General features: G+C 41.4%; 14 protein-coding genes. All 14 read right to left on the reverse strand.

Annotation, left to right across the window (positions count from 1 at the left end; all coding sequences use genetic code 11):
* Position 1: 1 nt before the first annotated feature.
* Positions 2-901, reverse strand: coding sequence for a glycosyltransferase (locus ACB028_RS01560; protein WP_371143330.1), 900 nt, complete (start codon positions 899-901; stop codon positions 2-4).
* A gap of 656 nt (positions 902-1557) precedes the next feature.
* Entirely contained in the window at positions 1558-2352 is a 795-nt protein-coding gene (locus tag ACB028_RS01565) for a hypothetical protein (protein ID WP_371143331.1), read from the reverse strand.
* A gap of 395 nt (positions 2353-2747) precedes the next feature.
* Positions 2748-3773, reverse strand: a complete 1026-nt coding sequence (locus tag ACB028_RS01570) for an acyltransferase family protein (protein ID WP_371143332.1) — start codon at positions 3771-3773, stop codon at positions 2748-2750.
* Between the two features lie 2 nt (positions 3774-3775).
* Positions 3776-4678, reverse strand: a complete 903-nt coding sequence (locus tag ACB028_RS01575) for a glycosyltransferase (protein WP_371143333.1) — start codon at positions 4676-4678, stop codon at positions 3776-3778.
* A 12-nt stretch (positions 4679-4690) separates the two neighbouring features.
* A complete protein-coding gene (locus ACB028_RS01580) occupies positions 4691-5839 on the reverse strand; it encodes a glycosyltransferase (protein WP_371143334.1) in 1149 nt (382 codons plus the stop codon).
* The gene (locus ACB028_RS01585) at positions 5836-7101 is read right to left on the reverse strand and encodes an oligosaccharide flippase family protein (protein ID WP_371143335.1); all 1266 of its coding nucleotides are present in this window, start codon (positions 7099-7101) and stop codon (positions 5836-5838) included. The genes ACB028_RS01580 and ACB028_RS01585 overlap by 4 nt, the downstream gene beginning before the upstream one ends.
* A 1-nt stretch (position 7102) precedes the next feature.
* Complete coding sequence (locus ACB028_RS01590) at positions 7103-8050, reverse strand: glycosyltransferase family 2 protein (RefSeq protein WP_371143336.1); 948 nt, start codon at positions 8048-8050, stop codon at positions 7103-7105.
* 3 nt (positions 8051-8053) lie between these two features.
* Positions 8054-9172 carry a DegT/DnrJ/EryC1/StrS family aminotransferase gene (locus ACB028_RS01595; protein ID WP_371143337.1) on the reverse strand — a complete coding sequence of 373 codons (1119 nt, stop codon included), beginning with the start codon at positions 9170-9172 and terminating at the stop codon, positions 8054-8056.
* Positions 9169-9636 carry an acyltransferase gene (locus tag ACB028_RS01600; RefSeq protein ID WP_129146710.1) on the reverse strand — a complete coding sequence of 156 codons (468 nt, stop codon included), beginning with the start codon at positions 9634-9636 and terminating at the stop codon, positions 9169-9171. Before ACB028_RS01600 ends, ACB028_RS01595 begins: the two co-directional genes overlap by 4 nt.
* A complete protein-coding gene (locus ACB028_RS01605) occupies positions 9637-10038 on the reverse strand; it encodes an FdtA/QdtA family cupin domain-containing protein (RefSeq protein WP_371143338.1) in 402 nt (133 codons plus the stop codon).
* Positions 10029-10586, reverse strand: coding sequence for a dTDP-4-dehydrorhamnose 3,5-epimerase (gene rfbC, locus ACB028_RS01610; RefSeq protein WP_371143339.1), 558 nt, complete (start codon positions 10584-10586; stop codon positions 10029-10031). Before rfbC ends, ACB028_RS01605 begins: the two co-directional genes overlap by 10 nt.
* 5 nt (positions 10587-10591) lie before the next feature.
* Positions 10592-11470 carry a glucose-1-phosphate thymidylyltransferase RfbA gene (gene rfbA / locus ACB028_RS01615; RefSeq protein WP_371143340.1) on the reverse strand — a complete coding sequence of 293 codons (879 nt, stop codon included), beginning with the start codon at positions 11468-11470 and terminating at the stop codon, positions 10592-10594.
* A gap of 122 nt (positions 11471-11592) precedes the next feature.
* A complete protein-coding gene (gene rfbD / locus ACB028_RS01620) occupies positions 11593-12480 on the reverse strand; it encodes a dTDP-4-dehydrorhamnose reductase (protein ID WP_371143341.1) in 888 nt (295 codons plus the stop codon).
* Positions 12480-13565 (reverse strand): dTDP-glucose 4,6-dehydratase, encoded by a 1086-nt coding sequence (gene rfbB, locus ACB028_RS01625; RefSeq protein ID WP_371143342.1) that lies wholly within the window; start codon positions 13563-13565, stop codon positions 12480-12482. Before rfbB ends, rfbD begins: the two co-directional genes overlap by 1 nt.
* Positions 13566-13610 lie beyond the last annotated feature (45 nt).

Genomic DNA, 13610 nt, shown 5'->3' on the forward strand with positions numbered 1-13610 from the left:
TTTAAAAAATGTTAAAAAACAGTATTGCCGCTAATGCCCATCTATCACGAAGTCGCCGCCTGAATTTGTACACATAGAACAGTAAATAAAGGTTACCTAAATATCCATTTTTTAATCCATATTTAGCAACAGGGTCATTATTTAATTGCAAGTAATCAACTATATGCATCACTTGATGTCGGTACCATTTAGTCCTAATTAATTGCAATCTTTTTTTAGCTGCCTTAATGTTATTATTTGTACCAACTTGATTATTCGCGTGTTGACGATATAGCATTTTGGGCTCTGGATCGATAAACCAACGCTCTCCCTGACTCCGAGCAAATGCATACAAAAGCCAATCATGCAATGCAATATCTTCCACAATTTCTTCATAAGAAGTGGTTAGCCAGTGTTTAAAACGATTCATGACATCGCAGTTAAAAACATAAGTACAACCAGGGCCGGCGGCCTCAAACAGATAATCCATGGAACGCTGTTCTTGAGCTTTATCAATAAACTCTGAACGACCATTTTCCCAAAAAGCCGTAACACTTCCAGAATAACATGATGCAGAATGCTCATTCAATTTCTTTATAGCATGTTCAAGCTTATCACTAGCCCAGATGTCATCTTGATCGGCCAAGGAAACGTAGTCGTAGCTAGAAAAATCAACAGTTCTAATTAAATGGAAAAAGTTCTTTGCTGCACCACCAAACTTAGATCCAAATTCAAGATGTCTTACATCGTCTCTTTCAACGGCAAGTGATGCAATATATGCCTCGGTTCCATCATCTGATGCATCAACGCTCAGGTAAATGTCAACCTGCACACCGACCTGACGGTATATGCTATCCAACTGTTCAGGAAGGTACTTCAGACCATTATATGCCGCCAATAAAACTGCTACTTTTGGGTACATTTCACCATCCAACATAGATTAAAAAGTCTTTCTGAATACAGTTGCAAATCAAACGTTCCCTTCAAATCTAACACTGAACAAACATCATTAGTTATCTTAGAGCAAGATCCCTTACTAGATAACTTACTTACAATAGTTTCTGGAGTATCTCGATATAAGCCTGCATGGGCTTGACAATCGATACTTGGCATAATTTTTGATTAATAACCCCCCCCCATAAAATCAAAAGGTCTATTTCTACTGTCTCATTTACATAGTTTATACAGTAGGCTTTGCACAACATCAACATTCGCAGTATGCAAGCAAAAATGCCCCGCCTGAATATATACGGTTATTTTTCTCTCTAAAAAGAGAAATTAGAGCAGAACAAATAACTAATACCAAGACCAAGACCAAGACCAAGACCAAGACCAAGACCAAGACCAAGACCACAAGAATTAAGATCAGACTTCTAGACATATACTCATACAACGACATGCCTTAGTCAGTAAAAAACCATATCATGAGGCATACCTGAATGCTCCTGTTTTATGTCACTGACAGATGAAGCAGTAAAATATATTGCCAAGCTAAGCGCGATTACAACACTCCAAGAAAACAGACTCCTAACAAAAAAATAAAGCGTCAACCTCAATATTAAATCTGGAGGTAAAAATTCACTCACTCACCTTAGTCTTGTTTATCATAATAATAGGAAAAACATAAACTATAAATACAAAGAGATACAAGGCTGCATTGTAATAAAATCCTTCTCTAAAAATAAGTCGCATAAAGATAATAAACATTGATATATGGATTGCGGCTTTAGGCATATCAGAACCAGAGATAAGGCGATCAAAAATAATACAAAGACATAGAATCACCACTGGAACAAAAAACAATAGCACATACCCATAAAATAACGACTCTGTTATTATATTAGCGCCCAATCCGTACCCACGGTCCACAATGCCATAAATATACTCACCAGGAAGTACTATCGATTCGGATATGATTCCACGCATCGGCTGCAACAATGCTAACATTGGTGATGCAATTAGAGTGTATAGATCTCCATGACCAATATACCCTTCATTTCGAATCAACAAAGGCAGTGTAATATATGTTTCTCTAAATTCACCAATCGAATTCAAATACCATGGGACATCTTGCACGACATTACTACTTCTAAGAATACCAATAATAATAAGTGTAGATATCAGCATCGTTATTGGCGTTATATAGAGCTTCTTATTGTTCAAGCAAAGTGATACAGCCATCGGCACTATCGCTATCAGCGCTGTCGTTCTACTACCTGTTAATAGATCCAACACAACTAGCAATATATTTGGGGTAAATACAATAACACTCTTTCTATAAAAATAGAAATATATAGACACCGGCAGTAATAAGTATGCGATATTCTTCAGCTTGAATATATCTACTACTTCACCTGTATAGTTGTCATTCATATACAGATTTCCTGTATAAAATTTATATACAACCACAAATATTAGGTAAAGAAATATCCCCCACCATATAAATTTAATAATGCCAGAGCAGTGAGCTTTAGTATTCTCTGCTAATATATAATGTTTTTTTACTTTAACAATTAACAGCAGGAATGCAAAAAAAACTGAAAATGAATTTGATATTAGTAATGAGATAAAAATATCATTCGGTTGGATAAACCAACCAAAAAAAACATTTATCTGGTTGACAAAGATAGATGGAATTTGAAAATAAAATAGAAATAATGTCACCACCCAAAACAATGGATTCGCTATAGCTGCATAACGATTTTGATATAGGTATCTAACTAGGGTAAAAATGACAAACAATGTGCTTAATATAGAAAGTATATGCATCATGCCCTCTTATAAAAGTAAGGCTTTATATGTTTATCATAGAGTCCTTCTACTATATATGATGTAAAGTAAACAACAATACATGAAATTGCATAAAATAGTACAAGGTTATTGGTTACCTCAAAATAATTAAATATCTTTCCCAGAAAAGATAGTATAGGGTGATGAATCAGATACATTATATATGATGATGAACCCAAAAAATAAAAAAAGCGATTTTCAATTGAGAAATTCATAAAGGATTTATTACTTGCAAGAAGAGCTATCGACACTAGACAACCAGAAAAAGATCCGGCAATTAAAGCTCTTTGACTTACTATAGAAAAATGCTCCAATCCGACAACGAATAAAGTAGCAGGTATAAAAATTAATACGACAGCAGTAATCTTCAGCCAGCGTTTATTCATGATATATAGATTAGCGATCAAGGCACCTAAGATAAACTCAATTATTATAGGATTAGATATGTACGTTATATAAATAGAACTATGATAGTTATCAGAAAGACCTAGTAATATAAATCCAGCAAAGGTCACTGTCACCACGGGAAAAACATGTCTAGTAATTAATAGAGCCATGAATATCACAAGATAAAACAGGACCTCATAATTTAAAGTCCAACCAACTCCAAGCACTGGAGGAGAAACACTACCATCACTACCATAAGGAATGAAGAGAAGACTTTTAACTAACTCTAATAAGCTGAAAGATTTCTCATTGTCATATAGTAGATTGTTGGCTAAAAAGAAGACTGCCGTAAAAAACCAGTATAGAGGGACAATTCTAAAAAAGCGATCTCGTATAAATTGAATTCTATATTCCGATAAAGATACTTTATCCAGACCTCTATGGAGAATAAAAAACATCACAAAACCACTTACGACAAAAAATATATCAACACCAATATATAAGACTTCAAATAGCTGTACGTTATAATCAATGTAAATTTTGCTCACGTAATATACATGATATATAAGAACTAAAAACGCAGCAAAACCTCTCAGCAAGTGAATTCCACTAATCATTTTTATCGCCTAAAAAATAAAGAGGTTTTATATATAAACCCAAAAATAATTCGCCGTACGGCTCTGACCCCAAAGATCATTATCAAGATAAGTGATTTACGCTTAAGAGACAGCAAGAATAAATCGATCTTATGTGATCTTAAAAAGATTTTCTCAATGCCAATGAATAATCGAGCATTTTTAACATTTGATAGCGCGACTTGATACCATATATTTGCTCTAGCAGCCAATGACTTGCGGCTTGTGTTGTCTGAATGCACTCGATATTTTGCAACTGCATCAGGGATAAATTTCAAACAGTTAATTGCCAGGCAGCGCAGGTAAAAATCTCTATCCTCAACCTGTAAATTGGTGTCATACATACCGATTTTATCATATAGGGAGCGCTTCACAAGCAACGTTGGCCCCACCACAGACCAGTTAAAAACCAGCTCTCTTGATGGCCGGACAGCTAGCGCCGAGAAATCAGCATTGTAGAGACTCTTCATTGCCGAGCGATTAACCTCGACTGAATCACCATTGATGACAACTGCATCGCCAATAACCGCTTCTATCGCGGGATTAGAGTGCATGACATCCAAACGTAGGGAGATACTGTCTGGTAGTAAAGCGTCATCACTTGCACAAATGGCGATGAATTCCCCCGATGCCTCATCGAGCAGACGGTTCAATGTATGACATACGCCTTTATTCTCTTGGGAGAATATCTTTACATCTAGTCCAGGGTGTTGCGAACACCACGATTTGACTATAGAGAGGGAGTTATCAGTGGAACCATCATCGCATATTAATGTCTCTATGTTATCGTAATTCAGATTAATAATCGACGTTAAACACTCTTCTATGTATTTCTCGTGGTTAAACACGGGTATCAAGATGCTGACCAAACCTTGTATGCTAGACATTTTATCCCTTTATCAAATCAACTTCTTTAAGATGCTCATTATATCTTTTTTATAGGCATCAAATGTGTACATTGTATTTGCATTGTTATATGCAGCGATTGACCTTGCCAGCAATTCACTGTCACTGAACGAATCACAAAAATTTAATGAGTCACGGACACTATCACTATCCAGCGCATTGATATTTACGCCAAAATCATCTATATCAACCCCACACTCTTTAGTTACTATAGGGATCATGGCCCCCCGCCCCATGGCGGTAATAACGGACGTAGCAATGCCTTCAGAACAAGAGGGTAAAATAACGTAGAGACATCGAGCGGCAAGTTCAGAAAAGAAATCAGAGTCAACGTTTAAAAAACCATGGATAACTACGTTTCCCGGCACATCAAGGGAATCCAAAAAATCTTGCTCAGCATTGGTATAGCCACAAACATGAAGAGTCCATTCAGGCCGACACCTGAACGCCTCAATGGCAATATCAAGCCCCTTGTGCAGTAAGCCGTAACTACCAAACCACAATGCTGTTTTACGAGCAGTTACTATATCATCCAGAGTTCGAGTATAGGGCATACTTCCTTGATGAAAACTGGGTCTGATTAAATCTATTTGAGATACGCCATTATCCAAAAATGATTGTTTGGTTTGTTCATTTCCAATGCAAATAACACTGTCGGCGCAAGATGCTGCAACACCCCATCTATAATCCTGCACACGAGTGGACTTGAGCGGTACTGACCCATATCGCTTGGCGAATTCACTCAGGCGATGCAGAGAAGCTTGAGTACACTGCCAAGGATGAGATCCCGTGGCATAATATATCTTCTTCCCAGAAATATTATTGACTAGGCTTTGGTATAATGGGATGCCTTCACCAATGATCACATCATACTGATTCAGGCTTAGTCTGGTTTCACGGTTGTTATTCACTACATCTACATTGAAACCGAGTGAATCCATTATTTCCGCAACGGCGACTGATTCCTGATAATTTGAGTGGGCTTTGTAATCATTCTTCTTGAAATGGTATGTGCTATACGATAGCAAGGCTTTTTTTGAATTGGCCTTATTGAAAACATTTATGATGGGGCGTTGAAATATCAACTCATACAAACTCAATAAAAAGCTATTTTTTTTCAACCAATTTTTTATTCTATTCATTGAATTGCAGCCTCAAATTCATTTTTCTTTTGAAAGAGAATTAAATATATTAGTGAAAACATGAATGCTATCGCCCAACCAACTATGTATCCTAACAAGCCAGCCTGCCAACCAATGAGGGGATAGCCGATAACGTTTATTATGATGGCAGCAAGCAACACGGAGATCCACTTCACGGAGAAAAATACAGATGATTTATTTTTTATGATGATAGACGACAAGGCCACATCCATAAATACTAGCGGGGAAAAAACAATCAACTTATCGAATATAGGTACGCTTTGGATATACTCATCACCATACAAGATAGATATCAACAATGGAGATATAATATAAAGTACAACAGCCCCCATCACACCAAGTGCCGTAAATATAAGGAGCATCAACATGCTATTTTTTAAAATTTTATCACTGGAGGAACGATATACAAGTATCGGCCCCAGCACGGCTAGCAGCATGGTTGCCAATGCAGTAAACTGCTCGAAAGCGCTGAATGCGGCCGCGTAATGTCCAAAATCGTTTGAGGGTAACTGGCTTTCCATATAGATCCTGTCAAATTTCAGGAAAGCATTCATACAAATCAAGCCGAGCCAGAATTTTACTCCATCATTGAAAATATCATACATCAATGATTTTTCTATTGTACTTAACTTAAATGAATATCCCTTATCAACTCTCTTATAAAAAATATAACATCCAAGTGACACCAAGATGCTTTCTAATATCAATGCCAACAGGATCAAAAATGGGCTGGCATCCATGAAAACCAATAAGGCTACCATGGCACACTTGATTAAAAGAGAGCACAATCTTATTCGACTGGTTATGTAATAGTAGCCCCTGCATTCCAACTGAAACCTAAATATTCCCATAGGTTCAGAATACAGGATCCCAATGGATAGAATCATGATAAAATAAGCCTGATTCGCTCCAGAGATAGATAAAAAAACATAAATGAACAGGCCAATATATATCGTGATTGATATTGCTAATCTATAGGCTATTGATGTGTTGATGACAGATATGTCCAAGCTGCCATTTTCTTTCAATCTGGAATAGAATATTTCAGCTGGACACAACCAGGTCATAGCGGTGATAATAAAAAGCACTGACATTGCCAACTGATATGCGCCGAACAACTCCACGCCAAAGTGACGGGCGATAAGCCCCGTCACTACCATGGATAATAATATTTGAACAACACGTTCACCCAAGGCCCATATTATATTCTTCAAATTGCTTTTCATTACAATCACAGACATGTTATCCAACTTTTCTTTTTATATACGCACTTACATATAAGAGTGTTTTCCTTGGGATAAGGATGCCTATAATAGCAATCAGTTTAAGTTTGCTAAATCCCCTGGATAATACGTGTCTCGATAATAAAAATATTGCTGCTTTTTTACTGCCACGAATTGCGTTGTTTACTGCACGCTCTAACTCATATTTTCTAATGAACCGATTTGCTGATTCTTTGCTCGCACCAAAATCAGGGGTGTTAACTCTGGCTTTAAGCCTTGTAATAAAAGGTAATTCTTCCAGCAAACAACTACTGAAGGAGAGACTATTACCAACGCCCATATTGTAATTCGATAGCGCAACATTAGTAAAAACTATACGGCCATGCTCCGCGAGATGAAACCAAACCTCCTGATCCTCTCCCATAGACTCTTTCAGTGGGAAGTACCTCTGGTTTTTTATAAAATATTCTTTCCTGACTACACATGATGATGCACAGAAAAATGCACCATCGGCCCATGATTTATAGAAATCATTAATGACGATGGATTGATGATGCTCCTGAGTCACTGATAGTGTAGATATAGTCACTGCACCGTTTTTATGTTTAAAGTAACCTGTTGTAAACGCATCAGCATCAGGATGTTTTAATATCGAACTATACACTACATTTAAAAAATCTTCCTCATACCAGTCATCAGCATCAAGAAAAGCTATATATTCTCCCGAAGCCTCTTCAATTCCCCTGTTTCTTGCTGCTGATACACCACCGTTCGTTTGATGGAAATATTTGACTCTGTCATCTTTTATCTCTTTCACGATGTTTTCAGAGTCATCCTTAGAACCATCATCTATAACAATAATCTCAAAAGAGGAGAGGCTTTGAGAGAGAACGCTTTCTATGCACTTTGAGATAAAATCCTGCTTATTATAAAGCGGAATCACAACACTAAATACTGGAGGCGTCATATCTTATGCGTTATCACTAAAAAAATCGTTTATGAGTCTGATAACCAGATCAACGCTATCATCGCTCATGGTCGGGTCAAGAGGTAATGACATCACACTCTCGTGAATCAGCTCTGTTAGTGGCAGATTACTATGCTCGATCTTGCCCCTATATGCCTGTTGTGCATGCGGTGGAATAGGATAATGGATCAGAGTCTGCACACCATGCTGAATCAAATAAGCACTCAACTCTTCACGCTTCGCTGTTCTAATAACAAAGAGATGCCATACATGAGCTGTTTGCTCTACAACAGTGGGGAGGATAAGGTTGTCATTAGATTTTATTCCATTTAAATAGAAATTGGCTATTTGCTGTCTGCGCGCAACCTCACCATCTAGATAGGGAAGTTTGACTCTAAGCATAGCAGCCTGTATCTCATCCAGTCTGCTATTAACACCTTGATAGATATTTTCATATTTTTTATGAGAGCCATAGTTTCTTAATGCTTTAAGAACATTCGCTAGCTCATCATTATCTGTGGTTATTGCTCCAGCATCACCTAAAGCACCAAGATTTTTACCTGGGTAAAAACTAAATCCAGCAGCATGTCCCCAGTTGCCCGCTTTTCTTCCATTCAACTGTGCGCCATGTGCTTGTGCTGAATCTTCAAGAACCAACAAGCTATGCTCGTTTGCTAGTGCCATTAGCTCTGGCATCGGTGCCAACTGGCCATATAGATGGACTGCTAGTATAGCCTTTGTTTTACTTGTAATAGCCGAACGAACGCCTTCCAGAGAGAGATTGTAAGTATTCAGATCGGGCTCGACTAATACCGGTGTTAATCTATTCTCAGTAATGGCCAGAATCGAGGCTATGTATGTATTTGCCGGGACAATGACTTCGTCGCCTTCAGAAAGGAAGCCCATTTCTTTCCATGCTCTCAATACCAAGATTAAAGCATCTAATCCATTAGCAACACCAATAGTATGCTTAACACCACAGTATGTTGAAAACTCTTTCTCGAATGAGGATAATTCTTCCCCTGCAATATACCAACCGGAATCAATTACTCTGCAACAAGCAGCCTTAAGTTCGTCAGCATGTTGTGCGTTTATTTCTTTTAAATCAAGGAAGTTTATCATATATCACCGTCGAGAATTTTTACTATTTTTGCAGGATTACCAATCACAAGCACGTTATCTGGTACATCTTTAGTTACAACAGCACCGGCACCTACCATGCTGTTTTTCCCTATTGTTATGCCCGGTAAAATAGTTGCATTTGCACCAAGAGAAGCTCCCTCCTTAATATAAGTCCTCATGTACTCATCTGGATATACTTTTGAGCGAGGATACTTATCATTGGTGAAGCTGACAGATGGCCCCAGAAAAACATTATTTTCTATAGTAATGCCATCCCACAAGTACACACCCGACTTAATCGTCACATTATTCCCTACGATAACGTCACTTTCTATCAATGTGTGTGCACATACATTGCAATTTTCACCAATGACGGCGCCTTCCAGAATGATTGAATACTGCCAAATACGGGTTCCAATACCAATAGAACTGCTATGTACATCACTTAGTGGGTGAATAAACATTCATCCCTCCTGAACCTGAGAGATAAACGTTTCATAATCTCTTACGTAATCACTCTCATCATACAACTGATCAGCCAACACCATCAGTACACAATCATCTGAAAAATCATACATTTCACGCCACATGAATGATTCAATCAGCAGCCCTTGCGCCGGGTTATCCAGTAATATATCTACTCGCTCTCGGCCATCATCAAGCATGAAACGACAGGATCCACGTACAGCGATTGCGACCTGCTTCAGAGTCTTGTGTGCATGAAACCCGCGCCTAACCCCCGGATTGGTTTTAAACATGTAGTAGACACGCTTTATCTCAAAAGGAATGTTTTTTCCTTCTTCCAACGCGACTAATGAACCTCGTTCATCACCATGAGCTTGCAAGGGAATTAATTTTACTTGCATTTATTCATCGCCTCTACATAGCTTGATAACGTCATTGCTATTTGATCTTTCTTTGAAAGTTTTATATCTGACATGGGCCATTTTATGTTCAAAGTAGAATCATTCCAGATGATTGACGCTTCACTTTCGGGATGATAGTACCCTGTTGTTTTATATAAGAATTCTGCCGTTTCGCTTAGTGTCACAAATCCATGTGCAAATCCTTCGGGAATCCATAACTGCTTTTTATTCTCTGCCGATAGATGAACACCCACCCATTTCCCAAAGGTTGGCGCTCCAAAACGAATATCGACAGCAACATCAAACACCTCACCAGCAACACATCTGACTAGTTTTCCCTGAGCATGAGGGGATGACTGATAATGCAAACCACGCAAGACGCCTTTACTCGACTTGGAGTGATTATCTTGTACAAATGTAACGGGATATCCCACGGCTTGTTCAAACTTTTTGTGATTGAAACTTTCAAAGAAAAAGCCTCGTTCATCACCAAAAACGTTGGGTTCAAAGAGCAGAACATCAGGAATTTCAGTTTTAATAACTCTCATGAGAATTATTTCCCTTTAATCATTTTCAGCAAATACTGTCCATAAGCATTTTTAGCTAATGGTGCTGCTAATCTTCTGATCTGCTCTGCATCAATGAAACCTTTTCGATAAGCTATTTCTTCTATGCAAGACACTTTCAACCCCTGCCGGGTCTCAATGGTCTGAATAAAGTTGCTCGCTTCAATCAGGCTTTCATGAGTGCCGGTATCAAGCCAAGCATAACCACGGCCCATCATCGCCACCGACAAATTGCCTTGCTCTAGGTAGATTCGGTTTACATCGGTGATTTCCAGCTCACCGCGGGGCGATGGCTTCAGATTCTTGGCTATCTCCACCACGCTGTTGTCGTAGAAATAGAGGCCGGTGACCGCATAGTTGCTCTTGGGCTCCAGCGGCTTCTCTTCCAGAGAGATAGCGGTTCCCTCTTTATCAAATTCCACCACCCCATAACGCTCCGGGTCTTGCACGTGGTAGGCAAATACAGTGGCGCCGCTCTCTTTGGCCGCAGCCGCCTCCAATTGCTTCTGCAGGTCGTGACCATAGAAGATGTTATCGCCCAGCACCAGCGCGCAGGGGTCTGAGCCGATGAACTCTTCACCCAGAATAAAGGCCTGTGCCAACCCGTCCGGGCTTGGCTGTACCTTGTATTGCAAGTTCAGGCCCCATTGGCTGCCATCCCCCAGCAGTTGCTCAAAACGGGGGGTATCTTGCGGGGTGCTGATGATCAAAATATCGCGAATGCCCGCCAGCATCAGGGTGCTCAACGGATAGTAGATCATCGGTTTGTCATAAATGGGCAGTAGTTGCTTGCTCACTGCCATGGTGACTGGATAGAGACGGGTGCCAGAGCCACCGGCCAGAATAATGCCTTTACGTTTGGTCATCGTGTTTGATTTCTTATCTTTGAATGATGTAACCCAGCAAAGTGAGTGCGCTTAAATAACTCTCATTTTGCGTTTATCCCTACTGGAGCGTGGGATAGTATACCCACGCGACCTATATTTTCTTATTTTCCCATGATCTCGGTTAGCATCCGTTCGACACCTACAGTCCAGTCCGGCAGTACCAGGTCGAAGGTGCGCTGGAATTTGCTGGTATCAAGGCGGGAGTTATGGGGGCGTTTGGCTGGAGTCGGGAAGGCGCTGGTTGGCACGGCATTCAGTTGCGTGACCGCCAGTTCAACCCCAGCCTCTCTGGCTTTGGCAAACACTAGTTGGGCGTACTCAAACCAGGTTGTGGTGCCGGAGGCTATCAGGTGATAAAGGCCCGCCACTTCAGGTTTGTATTGCGCCACGCGGATCGCATGAGCGGTGCAATCAGCCAGCAGCTCCGCGCCGGTCGGGGCACCGAACTGGTCATTGATAACCGACATTTCGCTGCGCTCCTTGCCAAAACGCAGCATGGTCTTGGCAAAATTGGCACCGCGGGCGGCATAGACCCAACTGGTACGGAAAATAAGGTGGCGGGCGCAGAGGGCCGCAGCCTGCTCGCCAGCCAGCTTGGTTTCGCCATAAACGTTAAGTGGTGCTGTGGCATCGGTTTCCACCCAGGGACGATCACCACTGCCATCGAACACATAGTCGGTGGAATAGTGCACCAACCAGGCTCCCAACACCTCAGCTTCTTGTGCTATTGCAGCCACACTGGTGGCATTGAGCAACTTGGCAAATTCACGTTCACTCTCCGCCTTGTCTACCGCAGTATGGGCTGCAGCATTGACAATCACATCTGGCTTAACCTGGCGCACAGTCTCGGCCACGCCAGCTGGATTGCTGAAGTCACCGCAATAGTCGGTCGAGTCAAAATCAACGGCTGTGATACGGCCCAAAGGTGCCAGCGCACGCTGCAGTTCCCACCCCACCTGACCATTTTTACCAAACAGCAGGATATGCATCAGGCTCGCTCCCCGTAGTTCTGCTCGATCCAGGATTGGTAGGCACCGCTCTTGACGTTGTTAACCCACTGCTGGTTATCCAGATACCACTGCACAGTCTTACGGATACCTGATTCGAAGGTCTCTTGCGGTTGCCAATCAAGCTCGGCGCTCATCTTGCTGGCATCGATGGCATAACGGCGGTCATGGCCAGGGCGATCGGCCACATAGGTGATTTGATCGCGGTAGGAGCCAGCCTTGGGCACCACTTCATCTAGCAGATCGCAGATGGTATGTACCACTTCCAAGTTCTGCTTCTCGTTATGACCGCCGATATTATAAGTCTCCCCTACGACTCCAGTCGTGACCACGGTATAGAGTGCACGGGCGTGATCTTCCACATAGAGCCAGTCACGGATCTGGTCGCCCTTGCCATAGACCGGCAGCGGCTTGCCATCCAGCGCATTGAGAATGACCAGGGGAATGAGTTTTTCGGGGAAGTGGTAAGGACCGTAGTTGTTGGAGCAGTTGGTGACTATGGTCGGCAAGCCATAGGTGCGGCGCCAGGCGCGAACCAGATGGTCGCTGGATGCCTTGGAGGCAGAATAGGGGCTGCTGGGGGCGTAAGGAGTTGTTTCGGTAAAGAGCGGCAATGGCTCACCGGCAGCTACTTCATCCGGATGAGGCAGATCCCCATACACCTCATCAGTAGAGATATGGTGAAAACGAAACGCACTCTTGCGTGTATCGTCCAGACCATTCCAATAAGTCCGCGTTGCTTCCAGTAGCATATAGGTACCGACGATATTGGTCTCAATAAAGTCGGCTGGGCCCGTGATGGAGCGATCGACATGGCTCTCTGCGGCCAGGTGCATCACCGCATCCGGTTGATGTTCAGAAAATACCCGGTCCAGTTCACCGCGATTGCAGATATCCACTTGCTCAAACGCATACCGCTCACTGTCAGAAACGCTGGACAAGGATTCCAGATTACCTGCATAGGTGAGTTTATCGAGGTTAATCACGGAATCATGGGTATTGTCGATAATGTGACGCACGACAGCAGAGCCGATAAAGCCTGCGCCACCGGTGACGAGAATTTTCATAGATGTGGTATCTCTTGCGAGTAATTGGACGAAAAAAGCGGACTG

This window comes from Aeromonas sp. S9(2024) (assembly GCF_041403185.1).
GTDB lineage: Bacteria > Pseudomonadota > Gammaproteobacteria > Enterobacterales > Aeromonadaceae > Aeromonas > Aeromonas enteropelogenes.

Bases quoted from the DNA above. Each gene is read 5' to 3' on its own strand.
- ACB028_RS01580 (WP_371143334.1), bottom strand. From the start codon at position 5,839: ATGAATAGAATAAAAAATTGGTTGAAAAAAAATAGCTTTTTATTGAGT.
- ACB028_RS01605 (WP_371143338.1), bottom strand. From the start codon at position 10,038: ATGCAAGTAAAATTAATTCCCTTGCAAGCTCATGGTGATGAACGAGGT.
- rfbD (WP_371143341.1), bottom strand. From the start codon at position 12,480: ATGCATATCCTGCTGTTTGGTAAAAATGGTCAGGTGGGGTGGGAACTG.
- ACB028_RS01585 (WP_371143335.1), bottom strand. From the start codon at position 7,101: ATGTCTGTGATTGTAATGAAAAGCAATTTGAAGAATATAATATGGGCC.
- rfbA (WP_371143340.1), bottom strand. From the start codon at position 11,470: ATGACCAAACGTAAAGGCATTATTCTGGCCGGTGGCTCTGGCACCCGT.
- ACB028_RS01590 (WP_371143336.1), bottom strand. From the start codon at position 8,050: ATGACGCCTCCAGTATTTAGTGTTGTGATTCCGCTTTATAATAAGCAG.
- ACB028_RS01600 (WP_129146710.1), bottom strand. From the start codon at position 9,636: ATGTTTATTCACCCACTAAGTGATGTACATAGCAGTTCTATTGGTATT.
- ACB028_RS01595 (WP_371143337.1), bottom strand. From the start codon at position 9,172: ATGATAAACTTCCTTGATTTAAAAGAAATAAACGCACAACATGCTGAC.
- rfbC (WP_371143339.1), bottom strand. From the start codon at position 10,586: ATGAGAGTTATTAAAACTGAAATTCCTGATGTTCTGCTCTTTGAACCC.
- ACB028_RS01575 (WP_371143333.1), bottom strand. From the start codon at position 4,678: ATGTCTAGCATACAAGGTTTGGTCAGCATCTTGATACCCGTGTTTAAC.
- ACB028_RS01565 (WP_371143331.1), bottom strand. From the start codon at position 2,352: ATGAATGACAACTATACAGGTGAAGTAGTAGATATATTCAAGCTGAAG.
- ACB028_RS01560 (WP_371143330.1), bottom strand. From the start codon at position 901: ATGTACCCAAAAGTAGCAGTTTTATTGGCGGCATATAATGGTCTGAAG.
- rfbB (WP_371143342.1), bottom strand. From the start codon at position 13,565: ATGAAAATTCTCGTCACCGGTGGCGCAGGCTTTATCGGCTCTGCTGTC.
- ACB028_RS01570 (WP_371143332.1), bottom strand. From the start codon at position 3,773: ATGATTAGTGGAATTCACTTGCTGAGAGGTTTTGCTGCGTTTTTAGTT.